The organism is Siphonobacter sp. BAB-5405, from assembly GCF_002872335.1.
In the GTDB taxonomy this organism is placed as follows: domain Bacteria; phylum Bacteroidota; class Bacteroidia; order Cytophagales; family Spirosomataceae; genus Siphonobacter.
This window is the reverse complement of sequence record NZ_NJAG01000015.1, coordinates 61,490-85,391: the sequence shown is the minus strand read 5'-3', so window position 1 is coordinate 85,391 and position 23,902 is coordinate 61,490. Positions and strand designations below refer to the sequence as shown.

Annotated in this window: 20 protein-coding genes and 1 tRNA gene; 14 read left to right on the top strand and 7 right to left on the bottom strand. The window is 48.0% G+C overall.

The genetic code is table 11. The annotated features are described in order from the left end of the window. The first annotated feature begins 15 nt into the window (after positions 1 to 15). Both BWI97_RS14120 and BWI97_RS14115 read left to right on the top strand, forming a co-directional pair. The gene (locus BWI97_RS14120) at positions 16 to 1,443 is read left to right on the top strand and encodes a SusD/RagB family nutrient-binding outer membrane lipoprotein (RefSeq protein WP_233207856.1); all 1,428 of its coding nucleotides are present in this window, start codon (positions 16 to 18) and stop codon (positions 1,441 to 1,443) included. A gap of 45 nt (positions 1,444 to 1,488) precedes the next feature. After that, the gene (locus BWI97_RS14115; RefSeq protein WP_233207855.1) at positions 1,489 to 1,953 is read left to right on the top strand and encodes a hypothetical protein; all 465 of its coding nucleotides are present in this window, start codon (positions 1,489 to 1,491) and stop codon (positions 1,951 to 1,953) included. A 65-nt stretch (positions 1,954 to 2,018) separates the two neighbouring features. Here BWI97_RS14115 and BWI97_RS14110 read toward each other — a convergent pair whose 3' ends face one another. Beyond that, a complete protein-coding gene (locus BWI97_RS14110; protein ID WP_102201435.1) occupies positions 2,019 to 3,161 on the bottom strand; it encodes a cystathionine gamma-synthase in 1,143 nt (380 codons plus the stop codon). A gap of 170 nt (positions 3,162 to 3,331) precedes the next feature. Between BWI97_RS14110 and BWI97_RS14105 the strand changes: the two genes are divergently transcribed. Further along, positions 3,332 to 4,423, top strand: coding sequence for a hypothetical protein (locus BWI97_RS14105; protein WP_094813233.1), 1,092 nt, complete (start codon positions 3,332 to 3,334; stop codon positions 4,421 to 4,423). A 368-nt stretch (positions 4,424 to 4,791) separates the two neighbouring features. Here the strand turns inward: BWI97_RS14105 and bshC are convergent, their stop codons facing one another. The 4 genes from bshC to murC all read right to left on the bottom strand — a co-directional run bounded on the left by bshC (position 4,792) and on the right by murC (position 9,937). Next, a complete protein-coding gene (gene bshC, locus BWI97_RS14100) occupies positions 4,792 to 6,339 on the bottom strand; it encodes a bacillithiol biosynthesis cysteine-adding enzyme BshC (RefSeq protein ID WP_102201434.1) in 1,548 nt (515 codons plus the stop codon). A gap of 305 nt (positions 6,340 to 6,644) precedes the next feature. Next, a complete protein-coding gene (gene rimO / locus BWI97_RS14095; RefSeq protein WP_102201433.1) occupies positions 6,645 to 7,952 on the bottom strand; it encodes a 30S ribosomal protein S12 methylthiotransferase RimO in 1,308 nt (435 codons plus the stop codon). Between the two features lie 80 nt (positions 7,953 to 8,032). Next, positions 8,033 to 8,446 (bottom strand): carboxypeptidase-like regulatory domain-containing protein, encoded by a 414-nt coding sequence (locus tag BWI97_RS14090; RefSeq protein ID WP_233207854.1) that lies wholly within the window; start codon positions 8,444 to 8,446, stop codon positions 8,033 to 8,035. A gap of 99 nt (positions 8,447 to 8,545) precedes the next feature. Continuing rightward, positions 8,546 to 9,937, bottom strand: coding sequence for a UDP-N-acetylmuramate--L-alanine ligase (gene murC, locus BWI97_RS14085; RefSeq protein ID WP_102201432.1), 1,392 nt, complete (start codon positions 9,935 to 9,937; stop codon positions 8,546 to 8,548). Between the two features lie 249 nt (positions 9,938 to 10,186). Here murC and BWI97_RS14080 point away from each other — a divergent pair, with 249 nt between their 5' ends. The 5 genes from BWI97_RS14080 (at position 10,187) to serS (ending at position 16,243) form a co-directional block, all read left to right on the top strand. After that, positions 10,187 to 11,671 carry an arginine decarboxylase gene (locus BWI97_RS14080; RefSeq protein ID WP_102201431.1) on the top strand — a complete coding sequence of 495 codons (1,485 nt, stop codon included), beginning with the start codon at positions 10,187 to 10,189 and terminating at the stop codon, positions 11,669 to 11,671. 344 nt (positions 11,672 to 12,015) lie between these two features. Beyond that, the gene (locus BWI97_RS14070; protein ID WP_094811149.1) at positions 12,016 to 12,708 is read left to right on the top strand and encodes a tetratricopeptide repeat protein; all 693 of its coding nucleotides are present in this window, start codon (positions 12,016 to 12,018) and stop codon (positions 12,706 to 12,708) included. 102 nt (positions 12,709 to 12,810) lie between these two features. After that, positions 12,811 to 13,293 carry a 6,7-dimethyl-8-ribityllumazine synthase gene (gene ribH, locus BWI97_RS14065; protein WP_094811147.1) on the top strand — a complete coding sequence of 161 codons (483 nt, stop codon included), beginning with the start codon at positions 12,811 to 12,813 and terminating at the stop codon, positions 13,291 to 13,293. A 185-nt stretch (positions 13,294 to 13,478) separates the two neighbouring features. Beyond that, the gene (locus tag BWI97_RS14060; protein WP_102201429.1) at positions 13,479 to 14,837 is read left to right on the top strand and encodes an aspartate kinase; all 1,359 of its coding nucleotides are present in this window, start codon (positions 13,479 to 13,481) and stop codon (positions 14,835 to 14,837) included. A gap of 134 nt (positions 14,838 to 14,971) precedes the next feature. After that, positions 14,972 to 16,243: a serine--tRNA ligase gene (serS, locus tag BWI97_RS14055; RefSeq protein ID WP_102201428.1), complete on the top strand. Its 1,272-nt coding sequence runs from the start codon at positions 14,972 to 14,974 to the stop codon at positions 16,241 to 16,243. A gap of 82 nt (positions 16,244 to 16,325) precedes the next feature. Here the strand turns inward: serS and BWI97_RS14050 are convergent, their stop codons facing one another. Further along, positions 16,326 to 17,819, bottom strand: coding sequence for an OmpA family protein (locus BWI97_RS14050; RefSeq protein WP_094811141.1), 1,494 nt, complete (start codon positions 17,817 to 17,819; stop codon positions 16,326 to 16,328). Positions 17,820 to 17,991: 172 nt separating this feature from the next. Next, positions 17,992 to 19,119 (bottom strand): tRNA guanosine(34) transglycosylase Tgt, encoded by a 1,128-nt coding sequence (gene tgt, locus BWI97_RS14045; RefSeq protein ID WP_102201427.1) that lies wholly within the window; start codon positions 19,117 to 19,119, stop codon positions 17,992 to 17,994. Between the two features lie 113 nt (positions 19,120 to 19,232). Here tgt and BWI97_RS14040 point away from each other — a divergent pair, with 113 nt between their 5' ends. The 6 genes from BWI97_RS14040 (at position 19,233) to BWI97_RS14015 (ending at position 23,890) form a co-directional block, all read left to right on the top strand. Then, on the top strand, positions 19,233 to 20,351 hold the full coding sequence (locus tag BWI97_RS14040) for a glycosyltransferase (protein WP_102201426.1): 1,119 nt from the start codon (positions 19,233 to 19,235) through the stop codon (positions 20,349 to 20,351). Positions 20,352 to 20,416: 65 nt separating this feature from the next. Next, positions 20,417 to 21,040 (top strand): 16S rRNA (guanine(527)-N(7))-methyltransferase RsmG, encoded by a 624-nt coding sequence (gene rsmG, locus BWI97_RS14035; protein ID WP_102201425.1) that lies wholly within the window; start codon positions 20,417 to 20,419, stop codon positions 21,038 to 21,040. A gap of 91 nt (positions 21,041 to 21,131) precedes the next feature. Continuing rightward, on the top strand, positions 21,132 to 21,533 hold the full coding sequence (locus tag BWI97_RS14030; protein WP_094811133.1) for a PH domain-containing protein: 402 nt from the start codon (positions 21,132 to 21,134) through the stop codon (positions 21,531 to 21,533). 67 nt (positions 21,534 to 21,600) lie between these two features. Further along, positions 21,601 to 21,674 (top strand) — tRNA-Asn (locus BWI97_RS14025). 595 nt (positions 21,675 to 22,269) lie between these two features. Next, entirely contained in the window at positions 22,270 to 22,863 is a 594-nt protein-coding gene (locus tag BWI97_RS14020) for a DUF6088 family protein (protein WP_102201424.1), read from the top strand. Position 22,864: 1 nt separating this feature from the next. Next, the gene (locus BWI97_RS14015; RefSeq protein ID WP_102201423.1) at positions 22,865 to 23,890 is read left to right on the top strand and encodes a nucleotidyl transferase AbiEii/AbiGii toxin family protein; all 1,026 of its coding nucleotides are present in this window, start codon (positions 22,865 to 22,867) and stop codon (positions 23,888 to 23,890) included. The last annotated feature ends 12 nt before the right edge of the window (positions 23,891 to 23,902 follow it).

The window sequence follows — 23,902 nt, the reverse complement described above, 5'->3', positions numbered from 1 at the left end:
ATAAAGGGAGTAACGATGGCCTGTTCGGTAGTCGCTCTTTCTTCCTGCTCGGATTATCTGGACATCAATCAGAACCCCAACAATCCTATTACTGTACCTCCTGCTACCCTGTTACCGAGTGGACTGGCGGGTTCTGCATTCTCCAATGCTAATGATCTCAACCGCTTTGCCAGTGTGATCATGAGCGTAACGGCCGGAGCCAACGGTAGCCCCGTTACCTGGGATCGCTACAATACGGATGGATCTGATTTCGGAAACCAGTGGCGATTTGAAATCTACGGTGGTGCTCTGATCAATTATCAGAAACTTATTGAAGTAGCCCAGACGAGCAATTCCAACGCCTATGTCGGCATTGCCAAAATCATGAAAGCGTATACGTTTTCCATCGCAACGGACGTATGGGGTGATGTGCCATATTCGCAAGCTCTGCAGGGAGATGCCAATACGCAACCTCGACTGGATACGCAGAAAGAGATTTACCTGGGCGATAATGCCAAGGGCATTCAAAGCCTGTTTGACCTGGTGAAAGAAGGGTTGGCTGATCTGGAAAAAACCAGTAGTACCACGCCCGGTAGCGACGACATCGTTTACGGCGGTACGATCGAAAACTGGAAAAAAGCCGGTAACACCTTACTGTTGAAGCTAGCCTTGCAAATCAGTAGCGTAGAGCCCGCGAAGGCGAAGTCAATCATTGATGAAGTCATTCAAGGCAATGACTTCATTACGACGAATGCTCAAAATCTGGCCGTGAATTTCGGATCGCAGGTAGGTAGCCAAAGTCCGATTTACACGTACACATACAACTCTTCCTTCAGTACGGATCAGTTAATCAGTACCCGTTTCGTAACGTTACTACAGGGATTGAAAGACCCCCGGCTTCCGTTATTCGTAACCCGGCCTACCGGCAACTACGTAACCATTGATAACGGTTTTGCCGGTACCCCTCCACAGGCGGCGAATCGCTCCATGTTCAGCTCGTACGTAACGGGTGAAAACGGAGAAGGTCCCGTTCGGTTAATTACCAACTGGCAGCGTGCCTTCATCTTAGCCGAATCTGCTATCCGCTTAGGTACGGCAGGCGATGCTCAGAAACTTTACGAAGAAGGCATTCGGACGTCCATGGCATCGGCGGGTATTTCTGACGCGGACATCAGTGCTTACTTCACGGCGAACCCTACGGTCGTAACGTTAGCGGGTAGTAACGAAGAGAAGATCAAACAGATCATTACCCAGAAGTATATTTCACTGTACGGCAATGGTCTTGAGCAGTGGAATGACTGGCGGAGAACGGGTTACCCTACGTTAGCCCAGCACCAGAACGCGGTCGGCGTGGACGGAACGCGTCCGGTTCGGGCTCGTTACATTGATCAGGAAATTGCCAGAAATCCTAATTTCCCGAACAACATACTTCAGAACGTACGGGTTTGGTGGGATGTGAACTAAACACACTTCTAATTATCGACACAGATGAAAAACATATTTCTTTTAATGATCCTGTGCTTTCCCATCCTGCTTACGTCTTGTAAGGATGATTTTGGCACGTTTTACGAAGACAACCGACCCGCAGTACCCGTGACGTTCCCCGGTACGACTACGTACGGATTCAATCCCTACATCACGAAATCCATTAAGGATTCTACCTCAGCGATTGAGTTCACGCTGTCTATTCCAGAAAATAGCGGACGTACGATTAAGGAAATCACTCGGGTTTCGGCTGGAAACAGTAGCATTAACGCAGGTTCAGTAGCGAACGCTACGTACATTGCCCAACCCATTGCAGGCAATGGAACTTCGGTTAAATTCACCACGACGCTGGTTGAATTTAAATCCAAATCAGCTGCTAATGCTCGTCTCGTCACGGCCAACGGTGAAATCGCCTTCATGTTCCTAGTTACACTGGACAATGGCGAAACGATTATTCCCGTACAAGTACGCGTACGACTAACGCCTTAGTACACCAGAACTGAAAAGAGCCTCCGGTATCCCGGAGGCTCTTTTTTTATAATCCGCGATTAGACTTATCGTTCAATCGCCTGCGTCAGATCCTCGATCAAATCCTCCACATCCTCGATTCCTACGCTCAGCCGAATCAGCGTATCCTTCAACCCGGATTTTTCGCGTTCGGACTTGGGAATGCTGGCGTGCGTCATGCTCGCTGGGTGCGTACAAAGCGATTCCACGCCACCGAGCGATTCGCCCAATGAAAAAACCTTGAAGCTCGACATCACCCGAACGGCTTCTTCGTAATCATCGCCTTTAAGTTCGAAGGAGAGCATTCCCCCGAAATCCCGCATCTGTTCCGCCGCCAGTGCATGGCCCGGGTGCGTAGCCAAGCCGGGGTAGTACACTTTGCCAACCTTCGGATGATTGTTTAGAAACTCCGCTACCTGCCGGGCGTTTTCGCAGTGCTGTTTCATACGAATATGTAGCGTTTTGATTCCCCGCAGCACCAGAAAGCAATCCTGTGGACCGGGTACGGCTCCGCAGGCATTCTGAATAAATCGCAGACGGGCAGCCAGCTCATCGTCATTGAGCATCAAGGCTCCCATTACGGTATCGGAGTGTCCGCCGAGGTATTTCGTCACGGAATGCATGACAATATCGGCTCCCAGGTCCAAGGGGTTTTGGAGGTAGGGCGAGGCGAATGTGTTATCCACCACCGTAAGAATGCCGCGATTACGGGCCTGAGCAGCCAGGGAACGAATATCCAAAATACGCAGCAGTGGATTCGTGGGTGTTTCCAGCCAGAGCATTTTGGTCTGTTCGGTGAAAGCCGTTTCAACGGCGGCCGGGTCACTGAGGTCAATGAATTTAAATTTTAGCCCAAAGTCTTCAAAAATGCGTACGAAAATCCGGTACGTGCCTCCGTATAAATCATTCGTCGCCACAATTTCATCGCCCGGCTTGAATAGCTTCAGTAAGGCATCCGTTGCGGCCAGTCCCGAAGCGTAACAAATGCCGTGTTGGGCATTTTCCAGGGCTGCCAGAGCGTTCTGAAGAGCCGTACGCGTAGGGTTGTGTGTACGGGAGTACTCGTACCCTTTATGCACCCCCGGAGCCTGCTGTACGTACGTGGAAGTTTGGTAAATGGGTGTCATGATGGCTCCCGTAGACGGGTCCGGTTCAACGCCCGCATGAATGGCTTTCGTGGCAAAACGCATAGCAATCGAAGTTTTAAACGTGTCACAGCGTACGTTAGCCGTCCCAACGTTCAGCTAACGATTTGTACATCCTTCTTTAGCGAAGTGACTGCGAGGTTAAGCAATCTTTTTCAGATCAGTCCGGAAATCAGGTAATTCTTTTAACTTACCCTTTCTTAAGATCAACCTTTATGAAACCTTACGTTCTGTTTATTCTACTTCTCTTTAGCTTTTCTGACAGTGTGGGCCAACACTTGAAAGCTGGTTTTGATCCCAACGAATACCGCGACATGCTGGGGCTGTTCATGCAGCAGGTAGATACGGCCAAATCCGACCTGATTCCAATTCCCACGCAGTATAAACGACTCTATCGTAGTCCTGAATACGAACTCAAAAACCTCTGGGAACTCTGGCAACGAACGGACGGCGTAGCGGTAATTTGTGTTCGGGGAACGGTACAGGCGACTCCCAGCTGGCTCGAAAACTTCTACGCCGCCATGGTTCCGGCTACGGGCGAACTGGATCTGGGTAGCGGGAGAAAATTCCGTTATCAGCTGGCCCAAGATTCCAAAGCCACAGTACACGTCGGCTGGATGCTGGGTTTAGCGGATTTGGCTCCGACCATCGTGGAAAAGGTACGGGAACTTTACGGCAAGGGCACCCGTGAATTTCTGATTATGGGTCATAGTCAGGGTGGGGCACTGGCGTACCTGACCCGTTCGTACCTGGCTGACCTGGTGCGACGCCAGGAGCTTCCCGGTGATCTGGTCTTCAAAACGTACTGCAGTGCCGCTCCTAAACCGGGTAATCTGTATTATGCCTATGATTATGAGTTTCTCACGCGGGATGGTTGGAGTCATACCGTTTTAAACGCCGCTGATTGGGTACCCGAAACGCCCTTTTCCATTCAGACGCTCCGTGATTTCAATCCCGTCAACCCATTTAAAGACGTTAAACCAGCCCTTAAAAAACAGCCCTTTTTAATCCGAATTTTTGCGAGACGCATTTATAACCGGATGGACCGGGCGACGCGTACCGCCGAAAAACGTTTCCGGAAAACCCTCGGGAAAATGGTGTATTCACAGGTGAAGAAGTACAAACCCAACCTGCCGCAACCTACTTATGCCTCCGTGAACAATTACATGCGGGCGGGTTCACCCATCATCCTCCAACCGAATGATGCGTATCGAAAACGTTTTCCCGAAGATGGCAAGAACGTATTCGTACACCATTTGCTGACACCCTATTACTTTTTAGTGAATACATACTATCCGAAAAAATGATCGGATAGGGGCAATGAAGTAGGGCAACCTGTTTTTTCACTTGACGCCATGCAAGGGACTTGGCCAGCCCGGCAGGCACAGCCTACCAACTAAAAAGTCCGTAGCGGATGCTACGGACAATCTGTTAGCGAGTTTCTAAAACTGAAATTTGAGACGGGAAGACTGAGTATAGGGCTTCAAAAGGGTAAATACATTTTAACCATGGGTACCTGTTCCCTTCCCAACCAAACCCCCAACCCCGAAGGGGTTCAATACACATAGCCCCGCATGCAATGCGGGGTATCGAGATATGCTGCCCCATCAAAACCCAAAAAACCGCTGATCTGAATGGACTCAGATCAGCGGTTTTTTTACCAGCCTAACCAAGGTTAGGCTTCCGTAAGCATATAAAATTCGTAACAGAACGGATCGAACAGGTCCAGTAGCTGACTGATAAACGCCGGATTGGCCAGGTAAAAATTCAGGAAGTTATCCGTACGTTCCTGCAAGCCGCCACCGGGAAACAAGTACGCTTTCAATTCACTCAAATGCCGTACCCCCGTTTCCTGTTTTTGGGCTTCGGAAGCCACCAACCGGCGGTCTAACCGTTCGGCCCAGTTTCTGAGCTTCTGAGCTTCTGCTTTGATGTGCCCGTCCAGCGTCGGATTGACTTGTACGGCTTTCGTTCGCATCGCTTCCAAGGCCTCCAGCATCTGTTGAAGATCAGGCTGAATATCCAGGGAGTAAGCCGCGTGTTTTTCTACATACTGCCGGCGTAACGTTGCTTCATCTTGGAAGAGTTCTTCCGGCGTCAGGCCCAGATTCTGAATCCGCCGCTGCGTTGCCTGACTAATAATCATGGCAAAATTACGCGGCATCAGGATGGGGTAGGGAATCTGGTAATGATCAAATACCGGCTTGAGTTGCAACCAGTACGCCAACTCTCCAGGTCCACCGAGGTACGCCAGATTGGGCAAAATCACCTCCTGATATACGGGTCGCAGAATAACGTTCGGACTGAATACTTCCGGCGACTGATCCAGTAGTGACTGAATTTTATCTTTATCAAAAGTCAATCGCGTATCATTCACCCGAACTCCGTTTTCATCTGGTACCAGACGTTCCCGAATACCTTCGTTCAGATAGAAGAAGTTGATTTCGCGGGGTGTGACCTGCTGTTTATAGCCTATGGCTTCCAGTTTTTCAGAAGCTTCCTGAACGAGTTTAAACGCCGTATGATTGAAGAGATCATCTTCGATTACGGGACGGAATTCGGCTTTCAACGCCCGATCATCGGCATCAATACAGATTAATCCTTCGGCTCCCAGTAATTCGTGGATGTAATAACGAACCGCGTCAGCCAGGGTGTTATGCTGGAGGTACGCCTGTTCAAAGAGGGGCAGTCGTTCGGGAATTTCCTTGAACAGAGTCGCCAGTTCTTTCGGATTCATCCGACCCACGGCTCCTTTTTGTTGCGTATGCCAGGTATGGGTTTTCCCCGAAAGCCGGAAATGATTGATTTCCTCAAAATCATGGTCTTCCGTAGCCATCCAGTACACGGGTACGAACGTATACTCCGGAAACTCCTGTTTCAGTCGCCGGGCCAGGTTAATGGCCGTTACTAACTTGAAGATAACGTATAACGGTCCCGTAAAGAGATTGAGCTGGTGACCCGAGGTTACGGTGAAGGTTTTTTCATCCAGTAAAACCTGAAAATCAGGCTTGGAATCGAGTTCTGCGTATTGTTTTTCGAGCACCGAAACCAGCGTCTGCCGCTTCTGTACATCGAATTTCTTTTGCTCAATCTGCTTTCTAAATCCTTCTAAATCAGGAAATTCACCGTAAAAAGGTTTTAGATTTTCCTGACCGGAAATAAACGCTTGAAATAACGAAGAAAACTGCCGCGTATGGGCTAAAGGAATACAGCTAACCTGCATAATACCGGGATTTGGAGCCCGAAGTTCGTAAAACGGGACTGGCAAACAAACTCGTTCGCCAACGGCTTAGTTCAAAAGGCGGTGAAAGTTTAGTTGGAGCGGGAGAGCAGAGGCTGATTGGAGGACGTTTCAGGTTTGATTCGTTTGAAAAGGTTTCAAGGTTGATGGCGTTTTAAGGTTGATTGATTGAAGTTGAACATTCATCAACCGTATCAAAAAAGCAAAGGTTTGAACAGGTGTCCTTAAACCCCATTCAAACCCTTTTAAACTTAACACTTACTCAAACCTGAAACACCCTTCAAACCCTACACCAACTCCCCGTAAAGGTCAAATTCCTCCGCCGATGTAATCCGTACCTGAGCAAAATCGCCCTGACGTACGTACTGGTTAGCAGCGACGAGTACTTCGTTGTCTACTTCAGGAGAATCGAATTCAGTACGTCCAATAAAATAACCGCCTTCTTTCCGATCAAACAGTACTTTATAGATCTGACCGATTTTGGACTGGTTCAACTCCAGGGAAATGCCCTGTTGTAATTCCATGATGTCATCGGCCCGTTGCTGCTTTTCTTCCGCCGGCACGCTGTCTTCCATCGTTGCCGAGTGCGTCTGATCTTCGTGTGAGTACTGGAATACCCCCAGACGATCGAAACGTGTGTTTTCCACAAAGCGGTACGTTTCCTCGAACAGTTCTTCCGTCTCCCCGGGGTGACCCACAATCAGCGTGGTACGCAAGGCAATGCCGGGCACTTTATCGCGAATGGTATGGATAAGTTCTTCGGTTTTTTCCCGCGTAATGCCCCGCCGCATCAGTTTCAGCAATTCCGTCGAGCCCGTTTGCAGGGGCATATCCAGGTATTTGCAGATGTTAGGCTTGGCGTTCATGACGTCGAGCACGTCCATCGGGAACCCAGAAGGGTACGCATATTGTAAACGAATCCAGTCGATTCCTTCGACGTCCGAAAGACGGTCGATCAGCTCGGCCAAATTCCGCTTTTTATAAATATCCAGTCCGTAATACGTCAGGTCCTGAGCCAGCAAAATCAGCTCTTTGGTACCCCGCCGAGCTAATGACTTGACTTCGGTTTCCAGATCTTCAATTGTACGGGAAACGTGATTCCCCCGCATCAGCGGAATGGCACAGAAGCTACAGGGACGATCGCAGCCTTCCGCAATTTTCAGGTAGGCGTAATGAGCGGGTGTAGTCAGTAAGCGTTCGCCCACGAGCTCATGCTTGTAGTCAGCCTTCAGCGTCTTGAGCAGGCGAGGCATTTCGTTACTGCCAAACCAGGCATCTACTTCCGGAATTTCGACTTCCAGCTCGTCCTTGTACCGTTGCGACAGACAGCCCGTTACGTACACTTTCTCCACCATGCCTTCGGCCTTGGCGTCTACGTAGCGAAGAATGGTGTCGATGGATTCCTGCTTGGCGTTGTCGATGAAGCCGCAGGTATTGATCACCACAATCTGGGAATCGTCCCGCTCGGATTCGTGAGCCACGGCGTAGCCATTACCCTTGAGCTGCGTGAACAGGTTTTCTGAATCAACCAGGTTCTTGGAACAGCCCAGCGTAACGATGTTTACTTTATTCTTTCGTAATGTCTTGGTTTTCATGCGAATGGAAACAAGTCTTTAAAACCGGAAACCAGAACGAAGGCCGCCATCTTCTGTCTCCGGTTTCTTGCTTCTGAACTCTAAAAAACGGCTGCGTAATTGATTTCAAATTGAATCTCTTCGTATTTCCCTTTTCGAACGGTTACTGGAAAAATATTTCCCTGCCCATCCGTAAGGTTCGCCCATAAGCCCTGCGGCTCTTTGGTAAACAGCGAGTAGCGGCCCGGGGCAAGCTTGACTTTAAAGCGACCGCTGGCATCGGTAACTACTTTCCTGACCCGTTTGGTTCGGATGTTCCGGTAAAAACCTTCCTGCTGTTCGGCCTGGTTCTGATTCGTCAGCTGATAAATCCAGACTTCCCGCTTTACGCCCTTGGCCGCCGATGCCGGCCGGTCGGGCGAGGGCATTTGGTTACCAGATTTCCAGATGACCTGTCCCCGAATCCCCGAGGTCAGGCGGGTGGTTTGAGCCTGATTTTGAAAAACGAGGCACAAAAGTACGCATAATATCAGTAACCTTCTCATAGCCAGTCGCATAAAAAAGCGGACGTCATTTGGCGTCCGCTTTACAAACGTAAAAATTTCGCTAAAAATTTACCCCAGCACCTCTTTTACCAGTTCGGGAATATTTAACCCATCAAACGTACCGGATGACATCAGCAGCAAGTTAGATTCGTTCCACTGCTGACTCAACAAAAATTCTTTTAACGCCTGATTGTCCGTAAACACCTGCAGGGCTGGATTTCCGAAAGCTTCAATAATGTCTTCGGGTGAAATCGGCGTCAGTTTTTTGTGTTCAATCGTATGCGGACTGTAGTACACGGCGGCCACATCCGGCGTATTGAACTTGCCTTTGTACTGCGGCAAAAAGTACTTATTCAGACTACTGAACGTGTGTAATTCCACAACTGCGACCAGTTTACGTTCGGGAAACTGACTTTTCACCGCCGTAGACGTAGCTTCCAGTTTAGACGGAGCGTGAGCAAAATCCCGGAAAATAACCGTCTGCTCGTTCTCACCCACCCGTTCCAGCCGATTCGCGGCACCCGAGAAGGACTGAATGGCTTCGTAGAACATGAAATCTTCTACGCCCAGTTTCTCCAGGACGATTCGGGCTCCGTTCAAGTTTTTCATATTATGCCCACCGAAGATTTTCAGGGGCACTTCCTCGCCGTTGGGCTTAAGCAGGTACGTTAACCCGTCACGAATCACGTGCGGGTGCTCGCCGTAGCCAACGGGTTGTACATCTGCCCGTTCTTTCTTGCAAATCACCGATATCACATCATCCGTATCATCGTAGATAAGCATACCGCCTTTGGGTGAATCTTCGGCCAGCAGTTCAAACTGACGAACGTATTCCTCAAATTCCGGATACACATTGATATGGTCCCAGGCAATGCCCGAAATCAGGGTAATGTGGGGATGATAATGCAGGAATTTCGGCTGACGATCAATCGGCGAAGAAAAATACTCATCGCCTTCAATCACGATCACCGGAGCATCGTCGGAAAGTTTGACCATAGTATCAAAACCCGCCACCCGGGCTCCTACCAGATAATCGAATTTCCGGTTGAAAAACTTCAGTACGTGCAGAATAATGGCTGTAGTAGTGGTTTTTCCGTGACTACCCGCAATGACCACCCGCTGTTTATTCAGGCTTTGCTGATACACAAACTCCGGGTAGGAGTAGACCCGAATGCCCAGTTCCTGAGCCTTCAGTAACTCGGGATTGTCGGCCCGGGCGTGCATGCCGAGAATAACGGCATCCAGTTCTGGCGTAATTTTTTCGGGAAACCAGCCCATCTGATCCGGTAAAAGGCCCGCCTGTTGCAGACGCGATTGGGCCGGTTCATAAATTTCATCGTCCGATCCCGTTACGAGGATTCCTTTCTGATGCAACACGAGAGCCAGATTGTGCATGGCTGCTCCACCGATCGCAATAAAGTGAATGCGTTGAGACGGGGTTATTTCACTGGATAAAGTCATTCAAAATCAGCTTTTAAAATTTTACTTTCCTGGCTCCTTTCGTTGAAAAGCCAATCTTGGGGCCACGGACAAAAAAAATGACCGAACCTGCAATTATTGCGACGGTTTTTCGGTTGCAAAGGTTATAATTTCCGTGCAATTTCGCACGCTTGTTTTCAATCGGTCTTTGCAGGCGTAAGTCTTTAAAGCCGCGTGAGTTCAAGTTTTTCGATATAATTCACCTTTTAAAATGTATTTCCGTCCCAAAGGATGAAAAACTACATTGATCTTATTGAGCAAACCTTTGAATTCCCAACCCGGGAATTCGGTGTGGACGAGAAGAACACGCTACTCTTCAATAATGTCCCGCTGATGGATATTATTCGTCAGTACGGTACGCCGCTCAAACTTACGTACCTGCCTAAAATTGAAGAGCATATCGAGCACGCCCGGTTGCTGTTTCGGAACGCCATGAAGAAATTCAATTACAAGGGCAGCTATACGTACTGTTATTGTACGAAATCTTCGCACTTCCATTTCATTCTGGAAGAAGTGCTGAGTAATAACTGCCACTTAGAAACCTCTTCAGCGTACGACATCGCCATCATCCGGGAACTGTACCGGCAGGAGAAGCTGACGAAGAATACGTTTATCATCTGTAACGGCTATAAACTTCCGCAGTACCAAAAATACATCACGAACCTGATCAATGACGGGTTTAACTGTATTCCCGTACTCGATAACCTGAAGGAAATTGATTATTACATCGAAAATACGCACACCGAGGCCGTAAATCTGGCCATTCGGATTGCTACGGATGAAGAACCCAATTTCTCGTTTTATACGTCACGTCTGGGAATCCGGTATTCGGATATCATGGATTTGTACAAAAACAAAATCCAGCCCAATCCGAAACTGAAGCTGAAAATGCTTCACTTTTTCATCAATTCCGGTATTAAGGATAACGCCTATTACTGGTCGGAATTGACTCGCTTTATGTTCAAATACTGCGAAATGAAAAAGGTATGTCCCGACCTGGATTCGATCGATATTGGCGGTGGGCTGCCCATTCAAACCTCGGTATTCTTTAAGTACGATTACCAGGCCATGATCGACGAAATCATTGAAAATATTCAGTGGATCTGTAACAAGAATAACGTACCGGTTCCGAATATTTTCACTGAATTTGGTAGTTATACCGTCGGCGAAAGTGGAGCGGTGATTTACAAAGTCATCGACAAAAAACAGCAGAACGACCGTGAGCTGTGGTACATGATTGACGGTAGCTTCATTACGCAACTACCTGATTCATGGGGTATTGGTCAGAAATACATCATGTTGCCGGTGAACAACTGGGATTCGCCCTACGAGAAAGTGAACCTCGGTGGACTAACCTGCGACTCGCAGGATTTCTATAACACCGAAGCTCATTCGGAAGATTTGTACGTACCTAGTTTCGATATTGACAAAGAAGATCAGTACATCGGCTTTTTCCATACCGGAGCGTACCAGGAATCATTGGGTGGCTACGGCGGTATTCAGCACTGCCTGATTCCAGCCCCCAAACACGTCATTGTAGACCTGGACGAAGATGGCAATATCACCAGCCGTTTGTTTGCTCCCCAGCAAACGCACGAAAGTATGCTACAGATTTTGGGCTATGGCTTGAAGCCGAAGGAAGGCATTGCCGAATCCGCTGAAATGCAGGCTCGGGCCCAGGAAAACCCGGAATTAGTCGAACAACAGGAAAAATAGGAAAATGATACGGCAGGAAACCCGGAAACGTTTCCTGCCGTATTTATTGAGAATAATTTGTAACTTGCTGAGGTTTAAGCATTCACAAACGTATTTATCCGCATCCAATTCCATGAAAAAATCCGCTTACCTGCTGGTTCTTCTAACACTTGTATCGCTGGCCTCGTGTGCTCGTAAGAACAATTGCCCGGCGTATGGCAATACTAGCGTAGAAAGTACTAAACGCTAAACTGTTACATCTGGTTGGAACTATTTTGCAGATACGCCTAAATCTTTAGGCGTAATCGTTTGAGCTATCCGCTGGGTTGCTTACTTTTGCGTTCCAATTTCAATAGCACCTAACAATGGCAAAGAAAAACAGTGGCTTGGAGTTCCTGGAAAGCCCCGAAGGACTAGCGGGCGAGTTCGGAAAAGCCCAGTCTTTTTTTGATAAAAATCAGAAAGTAGTATACGGCATTATTGCTGCAGCCATTGCAGCAGTCGGGCTATTTTTTGGCTATCAGTATTGGCAGGATACACAAAACGCAGAAGCCTCTGCCGTTCTGTATCCGGCAGTCAATGAATTTGAAGCAGATTCTTTGAATAAAGCATTGAAAGGCGGTCCTGGTGTAGAGGGACTGACGGCCATTGCGGATGAATATGGCTCTACGAAAGCTGGTAAACTGGCGAGTTTTTACGCTGGTGTAGCTCTGCTGAAACAAGGCAAGTACGACCAGGCTATTGAGCAACTGAAAGATTTTAGCAGCAACGACCTCCTGATTCAGGCTCGGGCGTATGCTCTGATTGGTGATGCGTATCTGGAGAAAAAGGACGCGTCAAACGCCATTGATTACTACAAAAAAGCGGCTGATTACAAGCCGAACAAATTCTTTACCCCGACGTACCTGCTGAAACTGGCTACGGCATACGAAGTAGCTAATCAGAACAAGGAAGCCATTGATTCGTACTCGAAGATTATTGAGAACTACCCTCAATCGGCTGAGTATGTAACTGCGAAGAAATACAAGGCCATTTTAGAAGGGCCGGCTTCCGAGTAATTTGGGGCGATATCGCACTAAAAATGAAAGGGATGAGGCCATATGGTCGCATCCCTTTTTTGTTGTCTATCGTTAGTGTATCACTTTCTCTATCTGTGACAAATGGCTTCTGAACTTAAAAACCTGAGCGTTTTCTCGACCGAAAACCTGCCCGATATTAGCGAAAAACATTTTGCCATTCTGGTGGCCGAGTGGAACAGTGAAGTGACCAATGCTCTTTTCACCGGAGCGTACCAGACGCTGGTCAATTACGGAGCCAACGAAGAGTTTATCCACGTACGCACGGTACCCGGTAGCTACGAACTCAGTTTTGGAGCGGCTCTGGCGGCTCAGGCCTCGCACATTGATGCGGTAATTTGTCTGGGTTGCGTGATTCAGGGTGAAACGAAACACAACGATTACATCAATCACGCCGTCGCTCAGGGACTTACCAACGTAAGTATTCAATACAACAAACCCGTCATCTTCGGTGTATTGACGCCCAACAATCAACAGCAGGCTCTGGACCGGGCGGGTGGCGTACACGGCAACAAAGGCGACGAAGCCGCTATCACCGCCATTAAAATGCTGGGTGTTTCCTTTTAGGCTGGTTTGAAGATTTCAGTGGTTTGAGGGTTGAAAGGTTTGATCGAGGGTTTAACGTTTGACAAGGGTTTGAAAACCCTTAATCACTTGAAACCCTTTCCAACTTCAAACTACCTCAAACCCACGTAAACCTCAAACCCCAGTTCAAACCTTACAACAAAACCTTTTTTAACTATACGTACCTCATGCAAGTCTGGAAATTTGGTGGTACTTCCGTCGGGAAACCCGAACGGATGCACTCGATTCGAAACCTGATTACAGCCGATAACGGCAAAAAAATTGTTGTTCTCTCCGCTTTATCCGGCTCGACCAATGCCCTGCTTGCGATGGGAGAACTGGCCAAAGTGGGTAACGACGAAGAACTGGCCCAGAAAATCGCCGAACTGCGGGCTCATTACGACGCCTTCATTCAGGAACTCTACCAGACGCCCGAAGGCTTAGCCAACGGTCAGGCGATTGTGGAAAAAGAATTTTCGTTTATCCAGTCGGTTACGTCGATTCGTCCGTTTACGCTCAAGCAGGAAAAAGAACTCGTGGCCGAGGGAGAAATTCTTTCGACGCAGATGTTCGAAGCCTATTTGCAGGAGCAGGGGGAAAGCTCGGTACTCTTCCCGGCTCTGGATTTCATGCTGATCGATGCCGATAATGAGCCCGTACTTTCGCATACGGAAGAAGCTCTGGGGCAAATGCTCGACCAGCATCCCGATAAGCAGCTCATCATTACCCAGGGTTTTATCTGCCGGAACCCTCGCGGTGAAATCGATAACCTCAAACGCGGTGGCTCGGATTATACGGCTTCCCTGATTGGTGGAGCCATCCGGGCGGATGAAATTCAGATTTGGACGGACATTGATGGCATGCACAACAACGATCCCCGGATCGTAAAGAAGACGTTCCCGATTCGGGAATTGACCTTCGAGGAAGCCGCGGAACTGGCGTATTTCGGTGCCAAAATCCTCCATCCCAGTACCATCACGCCCGCCAAATTACGCGGCGTTCCGGTACGCTTGAAGAATACGATGGAACCAGCCGCCTTCGGTACGCTGATTGCGACGAAGTCGAGCGAGCGGGAAATCAAGGCTATTGCGGCCAAAGATGGTATTACAGCCATCTATATTCATTCGACGCGTATGCTGAATGCCTACGGCTTTTTGCGTCGCGTATTCGAGGTGTTTGAAAAGTACAAAACACCCGTGGATATGATAACTACTTCGGAAGTATCCGTCTCGGTTACCATTGATAATCCAGAAAACCTGGAGAAAATCACGGCTGAACTGAAGCAGTTTGCCGATCTGGAAGACCACGATTACAACCAGACGATTATCTGTATCGTCGGAAATTTCTCGGCCGACAAAGAAGGCGTGGCCCTGAAAGTACTCGAAGCCATGAAAAACATCCCAATCCGGATGATTTCGTATGGTGGCTCCGAGCATAACATTACCATTCTGGTGGATGGTAAATATAAAAACGAAGCTTTGAACGTACTCAATGAGCGTCTCTTCCACTACGAAGACGCGATGAAGGGTATTTTTACGGCTCCCTGATCCTTTAAGGCGATACGCAGCAACCGCGGATGACGCCGAACCTAAACGTAGCTTCGTTTAGTGCATTCAGTGTCATCCGCGTTGTTTTTGTTCGTCATTCCAAACGATTTTAATGGCCCTGTGCCGACTTGATTATGTTACAACTCAACTTCATCCGGGAAAATAAAGAAGTGACGATTGCCGGTTTAAAGAAAAAGTACTTCAAAGAACCCGAAGCCGCCATTGAGCAATTGCTCACACTGGATCAGAAACGCCGCGAAACGCAGGCCGATCTCGACGCTACGCTGGCCCAGTCCAATGCCCTGGCCAAACAGATTGGCGGCCTAATGAAAGAAGGCAAAAAAGACGAAGCCGAGGCTGCGAAAGCACAGACGGCCCTGTTGAAAACCCGTTCCAAAGAACTGGAAGAACAACTGCGGCAGGCGGAATCCGTGTTACAGGATGAACTGGTCAAGTTGCCCAACTTACCCCACGAAAGCGTTCCGGAAGGCCGTACACCCGAAGAGAACGTAGAAGTATACACCTGGGGTGAAAAGCCCGTACTGGCCGATGATGCCCAACCCCATTGGGAACTTATTAAGAAGTACGACATCATTGATTTCGAGCTGGGCAATAAAATCACCGGAGCTGGTTTCCCGGTGTACAAAGGCAAAGCTGCTCGTTTGCAGCGGGCCATGATTAACTTTTTCCTGAACGAAGCCGCGGACGCTGGATATCTGGAGATTCAACCGCCCATTCTGATCAATAAGGAATCAGGCTTTGGTACGGGACAGCTACCCGATAAGGAAGGCCAGATGTACTACGCCAGCGACGATGATCTGTACCTGATTCCGACGGCTGAAGTACCCATTACGAACATCTATCGCGATACCATTGTAGCCGATCAGGAGCTTCCGGTTAAAAATACGGCCTATACGCCCTGTTTCCGTCGGGAAGCCGGTAGCTGGGGAGCCCACGTACGCGGTCTGAACCGTTTGCACCAGTTCGATAAAGTGGAATTGGTACAGATTCGCAAGCCCGAAGAATCGTATCAGGCTCTGGAGGAAATGGTGGAACACGTAAAAGGTTTGTTACAGAAGCTGAATTTACCTTTCCGGATTATTCGTCTGTGTGGCGGTGATATGAGCTTTACCTCTGCGTTGACGTACGATTTCGAGGTATGGTCTGCGGCTCAGCAACGCTGGCTGGAATGTAGCTCTGTCTCTAACTTCGAAAACTACCAGGCCAATCGCCTGAAACTGCGGTACAAAGTGGACGGCAAAACCCAATTGTTGCATACGCTGAACGGCTCTGCTCTGGCTCTGCCGCGTATCTTGGCTGCTTTGCTGGAAAATAATCAGTCTGCGGAAGGTATCCGCATTCCTGAAGTACTGGTTCCGTACTGCGGGTTCGATACCATTCAGTAGTACCGTTTATACTTATCCACAAAAAAAGGAAGCCTTTCGGGCTTCCTTTTTTTGTTATCCACATTACAACTGTGGATAACTTTTAGGGTAAGAATCGTAATTCCACCCGACGGTTTTTCTCCTGACCTTGTTTCGTGGTGTTATCTCCAATCGGTTTGAAGGCACCGTACGCTTCGGTAAGGATGCGGCTTGGATTCGCTACCCCCGCTTTGATGAGGTAGTTTTTCACGGCCTGTACCCGACGTTCCGAAAGGGTAATGTTATGGCGATCTGAAGAGCGACGATCCGCGTGACCGGTCAATTGCAGACGACAGTTGGTCCGGTTGAGCAGCTCGACGATACGCGTCAGCATTTCGTTGTACTCGGGCCGGATGACGCTCTTGTCGGAATCAAAATTCACGTTGGCAAAAATTTCCAAACAGGCCTGACCCGGCGTCAGTGAGTTAACGATTTGCTCAAAGTCAATGGCAACCCCCGCTCCGGAAACGATACTGCCCGCGGGCGTATCCGGTTGCTTGTCAAAGTAATCCGATACGCCGTCGTTATCCGAATCGATCAACAGGCGAGGATCGATGTCCTTGGGCCGGTTGGCTTTGGCAATCGAATCGATTTCTGACATGCTAAGAATTTTCTCCGGCTTATACAGCAGGCGAGGGTCAGTGTACCGCAGGTTGTAAGTGCCTTTCGCCGAATCCCAAACCTTGTCACGACCTACCTTGATCGCATTTTTTCCAAACTTGTACGTCAGCGTCAAATAAGGCGTAGCGAATTTATCCAGATCGGAGTTTCCGCGTTTGTAATCCTGAATGTTTCCGCGATTACCCGCCCGATCGTACATACTGGTGTTGTCGCCCCCAACGGTAGCGTCCAGTTTTTCCGTATTGACGTTATTCAGGACGAAATCGATACCAATATCAAATCGGGGTGAAAGTTCATAGGCAATGGCAAGTCCGACGGGAAATACCACCGCATTGGAGCGTTTCCTGGGAGACACATCCAGGCCCGCGTACGGTCCGTTGGGTCCATCCCTATCAACGACTTCCTGCGTAATATTCGACATCCGTTTGATGCGACCCGTTCCGATTTCGTAAGCTGTGGATTTAAACCATAACACCCCAAAACCCGCGTGCAGGTCGATCTTCCAGCGATTCAATTTACGGGGACCAAACAGCAGGCTTTTCATGTTGATGTTTCCTACCAAAGCGGTCTGGAAGTATTCGGCCCGGAAATACGAGTTATAAATCCGGCTTTTAGCTCCGCGAAGATTACCCGCATCGAGCTTCAGACTGGCTCCAAACAGGTGCGAAAGCTGTTTATTCACATCCAGTCCAAAACCTACGGCTCCCCGTTCCGAGGCTGGGCGGTATTCTTTCGGGTGCGGAGCTGGCCAAAAATCGTACTCCCGTAAGTCTCCGTAAAACTGGGGCGATCCACCGCGTACGCTTATGGACCACGTATTCAGCTTATTTGGACCTTCGTATAACGCATTGGGACGGTAAGGATCGGTTTGAGCTCCGGCGTTCCCGGCTAGCATTCCCGTAAGTACGACTAAAGACAGACAGCGTATACTTCTCATAAGCTCATTTTAATGGAATTGCTGACAATTCCCAGGTTGATAAGTTAACATCAGGCCTCGCAAAAATAGAAGTTAATTCCGTTGCTCAACCGTTTTACAGAAAGGAGACAGACGTTAGCAGATATACGACGAATGCTTCCTTCCTGTTTCGTTTCGGGGAAAAGATTCACCCTTACAAACGCCGCATGATCTGTTCTACCATCTGGTTTTTCCAGGGCAGATACGTACCGTTTAAAATTTGCTGGCGGGCTTCTTTCACCAGCCACAAATAAAAGGTAAGATTATGCACACTCGCAATTTGTGGTCCCAGCAATTCGTCGGATTTAAATAAATGTCGCAGGTACGCTTTGGAATAAAACGTGCTGGTATATCCACCCAGTCCTTCATCGATGGGACTAAAATCTTTCCGCCACTTCTCGTTTTTGATGTTGATAATTCCCTGCGTCGTGTACAAAATGCCGTGCCGGGCGTTGCGAGTGGGGAGTACGCAGTCCATCATATCGATACCCAGAGCAATACTTTCGAGGATGTTCGCTGGCGTACCCACGCCCATCAGGTAGCGGGGTTTGTCCTGCGGCAGAATGGAGCAAACCAGGTCGGTCATTTCGTACATATCCTCGGCGGGTTCACCCACCGAAAGGCCGCCGATGGCGTTTCCTTCCCGGCCCAGCGAAGCAATAAATTCCGCCGATTGCCGCCGTAAGTCCGGATACGTACTACCCTGAACAATTGGGAAAAGGGCCTGTGAATGCCCATATTTCGGCTCCGTCGTATCGAAGCGATCGCAGCAGCGTTGCAGCCAGCGGTGCGTCAGTTCCATCGAGCGGCGGGCGTACCCGTAATCGCAGGGGTAGGGCGTACACTCGTCAAAGGCCATCACGAAGTCGGCCCCGATGGCCCGCTGAATGTCCATGACGCCTTCGGGCGTAAAGACGTGCGTAGAACCGTCGATGTGCGATTTGAATTTCACACCCGCTTCGTCAATCTTGCGTCCCGTACCTGCCAGCGAGTAGACCTGAAAACCACCCGAATCCGTCAGGATGGGCCGATCCCAGCCGTTGAATTTATGCAAACCGCCCGCCTGTTCCAGTACCTCCAAGCCGGGCCGCAGGTAGAGGTGGTACGTATTGCCCAGAATGATCTCAGCCTTAATGTCTTCCTTTAGTTCCCGTTGATGCACCGCCTTCACACTGGCCACCGTACCTACGGGCATAAAAATCGGGGTTTCAATCGTACCGTGATCGGTCTGGATCGTTCCGGCCCGAGCCTTTTGATCCTGTTTTATGACTTCAAACTGCATATGCTTCTTCCTAAAAAAACGCAAAGGTACTAACAATCAGGGGGCCACCCTAGTTTCTTACGAATTCCGTAAGAAACGCTTATTTTTGCGGCCGCTTTGACAGACACCCTCCCGTGATTGCTTTCATTCTTTTGGGTATTGCCGTCGGAATTCAGTTGTTGTACCTGCTGATTTTTTCGAAAACGGCCTTTTATACGGTACCAAATGCTATCTCTGAAAGCCTTCCCGGCGTTTCGGTGGTCGTTTGTGCCTGGAATGAACTGGAGAATCTACGGGAACTGATTCCGATCCTGCATGCCCAGCAATACGAAACGTTTGAGGTCATTATTGTCAACGACAAGTCCGAGGATGGGACCTTTCCTTTTCTAAAGCTCGAATGTGAGGCTTACGAACGTCTGCGGGTGATTCACATTGACCAGACCCCCGCTCACATTGCCTCGAAGAAATACGCCCTTACACGGGGCATACAGGCGGCTACGCACGATCTCATTCTGCTGACAGATGCGGATTGCCGTCCGGCTTCCCCACAGTGGATCCAACACATGGTTTCGCAACTAAGTCCGGACAAAGAAATTGTACTGGGTTTTTCGCCGTATCAGCGGGAGCCGGGATTTTTGAATACGTTCATTCAGTTTGAAACCTTTTATACGGCCCTGCAATACGTTTCCTTCGCTCTGGCGGGACTTCCGTACATGGGGGTAGGCCGGAATCTGTTGTACCGAAAATCGCTCTTTCTGAAACATAAGGGCTTTGATGGTTTTTTGAACGTACTAGGGGGCGATGATGATTTATTCATCAACAAAGCGGCAACGGCTTCCAACACGGCCGTATGCCTGCATGCCGATAGTTTTACGTACTCGATTCCCAAGCAAAGCTGGTCGGCGTGGTTTCACCAGAAACGGCGGCATGTATCGGTAGGCGGGCATTACAAACGACGGGATCAGTTCCTGCTGGGTTTGCTGGCGTTTTCGCACCTGGCCTGCTGGGTATTATTTCTGGGAAATTTCGTTTATTTCCTATGGGAGCGAAATACCGAAATGATGGCCTGGACGGGTGGTATCTTTGCTTTGCGTACGCTGGGAGTCTGGTACCTCTGGGGCCGGGCAAACCAGACACTCGGAGGCCGGCTTAGCTCCGGTATGATTCCAGTTATGGACGGCCTGCTGACGTGGTATCTACTTGGAATGGGCTTTGTATCTACTTTTTTCAAGAAGAAAATTACCTGGAAATGAGCAGAAGACCGAATTTAGGCTAGGCCCTGACTTATTTTACGTTCTATATTCTGATTATTAATCTCATGGAAATCATAAAAAAATACTTTCCTGACCTAACGCCCCGGCAGGAAGAACAATTTGGGCAACTGGGCGAACTGTATCGGTTCTGGAACGAGCAGATCAACGTCGTATCCCGGCAGGATGTGGATAACCTCTACGAACGGCATATTTTGCATTCGCTGGGCATTGCGAAGGTAATGCAGTTTAAGCCCATGACCGAGATTCTGGACGTAGGTACGGGAGGCGGTTTTCCGGGTGTTCCGCTGGCGATTCTGTTCCCCGACTCGCAATTTCATCTGGTGGACAGTATTGGGAAGAAAATCCGCGTGGTGGAAGAAGTGTCCAAGGCCGTTGGGATGACCAATCTGCGGGCGGAGCAAAAACGGGCGGAACTGGTACCTGCGGCGGCGTACGATTTTATCGTGAGCCGGGCTGTAACGCGACTGACGCCCTTCTACGGCTGGGTGAAGACGAAAGTCCATAAGAACCAGTTCAACGACCTTAAAAACGGAATTTTATACCTGAAAGGCGGTGACTTAACCGAGGAACTTCAGGAACTGGGAAAGAAAACGACGGTTTATGAGCTGTCCGATTATTTCACGGAAGCGTTTTTTGAGACCAAGAAAGTCGTGTACGTACCGTTCTAGCACTAGATTTTTAGGCAACGTACTGAACCAGAAGCATTCCCCTCTACTTTTGTAGGGCAAACATCCTCATTACAGAAAACAACAGAATACTATGGGTAGCTATGTAAACAATCACCTGATCAAAGACGAGCAGGTCATTTTTGAAACCAATTACCACTGGACCATTTTCTTTACCTGGGCTTCGCTGTTTACGCTTACCATCGCGGCCTGGATCAAGCGTTCGTCCGACGAATTTGTGATTACCAACAAACGGCTTGTAATCAAAACCGGCTTTATTTCCCGGGATACGATTGAGCTAAACCTGAACAAAGTGGAAAGTATTCAGGTAGAACAAAGCGTCTGGGGTCGTATGTTCGGCTTCGGAACGGTATCTATTCACGGCACGGGGGAGACGAGTCAGGTTTTCACGCGAATCAGTGATCCTCTGGAGTTTAGAAGAAAATACCAGGAGCAGTACGACCAGTACACCCACGCTCGCGGAACATTTAATTAAATTTTTTTCACAAAATACTTGCGTTAGGCTGTCTGATGCCTTAGTTTTGCACTCGCTTTCAACGCAGTCCCGAATAGCTCAGTCGGTTAGAGCATCTGACTGTTAATCAGAGGGTCGCTGGTTCGAGCCCAGCTTCGGGAGCCTAGTAATCAAGCACTTACGAGATAAAACTTGTAAGTGCTTTTTTATTTGCACAAGATTTGCACAAGGAAAATATTTTTTATTTCAACTGACTATTTTCTTTTCATTTGAGTGTTTTCCTCTTCACTGAAAGATAAATCGAAACTTAGCTTCCATTCAGTTTTCTGCTTTCTCAATTTTCTTGCGTACATATATTCCAAGTATAATTAAGATAAACGACTTTTCCTTGAAGCCTTCATTAAATAAGATAAGTCGAAATGACAAGGCTTTCTCAATTGACAGAATTAGAACCTTTGGTTGATTTCTAGTATACAAACTGTCATTTGCCTTACCTTATCTGAAAGCATAGAAGATTATATGCTTCTGTTACCCATCTGCTTTCGATAGTACTTGGATCATGTAAGAGCAGTTGCCAATTTCTTACTAAATGCACTTTTACATTGCTTAAAATACCTTTCTCTCTCTGATAAGCTCCAAATTCCTTAATGTACACAAGATTTCGTCACATATCTTGACAAAATTTGTGACATATGATAGATATATTTCTGTCACAAATTATTACTAAATTTGTGACAGAAATATAGGTTATATAAATATGCAAATCGTTGAAAAACAGATAGAAAAAAGTATTAAGTCCAAACAGAGGGGAGTGCTCCTCTTTCCAGAGGATTTTGCTAGTTATGGTTCCTCTGAAGCGGTGAGAAAAGCACTAGATCGGCTAGAAGACAAAAAGCTACTTGTTCGGGTTGCTCAAGGAATCTACGTAAGACCAAAGCAAAACAAACTCATCGGCTCCGTATTACCGTCTGCGGAAGAAGTGGCTGAAGCCATTGCCAAACGCGATAAAATTAGAACCGTTCCCAGTGGGACTTATGCCTTGAATGCCTTGGGGCTAAGTACCCAGATTCCGATGAAGGTAGTCTTACTCACGGACGGTTCTCCACGCGAAATCAAAGTGGGCAAGCGAACCATTAAGTTAAAAAAAACGACTCCTAAGAACTTGCTTGCTAAAGGAAAAACTAGCCGACTGGTGATTCAGGCCTTAAAAGAGCTAGGCAATGGGAAGGTTAGTGAGCAAGAAGAGAAAAAAATCATAGCATTGCTTAAAAAGGAAAGCTTTGCCGATTTAGTGCATGATATTGCTTTAGCTCCAGTATGGATTCAAAAAATAATGAAAAAGGCTTTATAAGATGACCTCCAATCCTTTTTACCAGCTTCCTGCTTCTGACAAGGAAGCCATTTTTCAAGCGATCAGCAATCAGACTGGAATGCCTGCCTTTGCTGTAGAAAAAGATTGGTGGGTCACTCAAACCCTGGCCATCATTTTTCAAATGGAGGTAGCTCCTCATCTGGTATTTAAAGGGGGCACTTCCCTGAGTAAAGCATGGAAGCTCATTCATCGCTTCTCTGAAGATATTGATTTAGCCATAGATCGAGCCTTCCTGGGTTTTAAGGGAGAACTTACCAAAAGCCAAAGAACCGCCTTACGAAAAGCAGCAGGAGAATATACAACCGGCCCCTTCTTTGAAGAATTACAACAAAGATTCTCAGAAAACGGATTGGAAGATGCGATTTTGCAAGTTGTACCCGCAGCAGATAGTGATCAGGACCCAAGGATCATTGAAGTTCATTATCCTCCTATTATTTCAACACCTGGCTATGTTCAACCACGCGTGCAAATTGAAATCGGTTGTCGTTCCCTTCGTGAACCGTTTACCCCTTGCCGTTTCGGTTCACTAGTGGACGAACTTTATGCAGAAAGCGATTTCGCGGCTCCACTTGTTGAGATACCTACGGTTGATGCGGAGCGGACATTTTTAGAAAAATTATTTCTACTTCACGAAGAATTTCATCGTCCACCGGAAAAGATAAGAGTTGATCGGCTAAGCCGCCATCTATACGATGTTCATCATCTCTCTCAAACAGAAATTGCTGATCAAGCTTTACAAAATCAAGAGCTCTACCAGACCATCGTTTCGCACCGATTTACTTTTTCCAAGGTTGGAAATGTTGATTATAATCTTCATAACCCTAAATCGCTGAATCCCATTCCACCCGATCAGCTAATTCCTGCCTGGTCCGATGATTATAAAAAGATGCTGGAGGAAATGATCTACGAAGAAAACCCTCCGACCTTTGAGGCATTAATAAGCTCTCTAAACCAAGTAAAAGAAAAACTGCAAAATCTAGGTTGGGAATTTACCATAGAATTTTAAAGGAACTATGGT

Bases quoted from the DNA above. Each gene is read 5' to 3' on its own strand.
- serS (WP_102201428.1), top strand. From the start codon at position 14,972: ATGTTACAACTCAACTTCATCCGGGAAAATAAAGAAGTGACGATTGCC.
- BWI97_RS14110 (WP_102201435.1), bottom strand. From the start codon at position 3,161: ATGCGTTTTGCCACGAAAGCCATTCATGCGGGCGTTGAACCGGACCCG.
- tgt (WP_102201427.1), bottom strand. From the start codon at position 19,119: ATGCAGTTTGAAGTCATAAAACAGGATCAAAAGGCTCGGGCCGGAACG.
- murC (WP_102201432.1), bottom strand. From the start codon at position 9,937: ATGACTTTATCCAGTGAAATAACCCCGTCTCAACGCATTCACTTTATT.
- BWI97_RS14105 (WP_094813233.1), top strand. From the start codon at position 3,332: ATGAAACCTTACGTTCTGTTTATTCTACTTCTCTTTAGCTTTTCTGAC.
- BWI97_RS14015 (WP_102201423.1), top strand. From the start codon at position 22,865: ATGACCTCCAATCCTTTTTACCAGCTTCCTGCTTCTGACAAGGAAGCC.
- BWI97_RS14070 (WP_094811149.1), top strand. From the start codon at position 12,016: ATGGCAAAGAAAAACAGTGGCTTGGAGTTCCTGGAAAGCCCCGAAGGA.
- bshC (WP_102201434.1), bottom strand. From the start codon at position 6,339: ATGCAGGTTAGCTGTATTCCTTTAGCCCATACGCGGCAGTTTTCTTCG.
- BWI97_RS14080 (WP_102201431.1), top strand. From the start codon at position 10,187: ATGAAAAACTACATTGATCTTATTGAGCAAACCTTTGAATTCCCAACC.
- BWI97_RS14020 (WP_102201424.1), top strand. From the start codon at position 22,270: ATGCAAATCGTTGAAAAACAGATAGAAAAAAGTATTAAGTCCAAACAG.
- ribH (WP_094811147.1), top strand. From the start codon at position 12,811: ATGGCTTCTGAACTTAAAAACCTGAGCGTTTTCTCGACCGAAAACCTG.
- BWI97_RS14115 (WP_233207855.1), top strand. From the start codon at position 1,489: ATGATCCTGTGCTTTCCCATCCTGCTTACGTCTTGTAAGGATGATTTT.
- BWI97_RS14030 (WP_094811133.1), top strand. From the start codon at position 21,132: ATGGGTAGCTATGTAAACAATCACCTGATCAAAGACGAGCAGGTCATT.
- BWI97_RS14120 (WP_233207856.1), top strand. From the start codon at position 16: ATGGCCTGTTCGGTAGTCGCTCTTTCTTCCTGCTCGGATTATCTGGAC.
- BWI97_RS14060 (WP_102201429.1), top strand. From the start codon at position 13,479: ATGCAAGTCTGGAAATTTGGTGGTACTTCCGTCGGGAAACCCGAACGG.
- BWI97_RS14050 (WP_094811141.1), bottom strand. From the start codon at position 17,819: ATGAGAAGTATACGCTGTCTGTCTTTAGTCGTACTTACGGGAATGCTA.
- rsmG (WP_102201425.1), top strand. From the start codon at position 20,417: ATGGAAATCATAAAAAAATACTTTCCTGACCTAACGCCCCGGCAGGAA.
- rimO (WP_102201433.1), bottom strand. From the start codon at position 7,952: ATGAAAACCAAGACATTACGAAAGAATAAAGTAAACATCGTTACGCTG.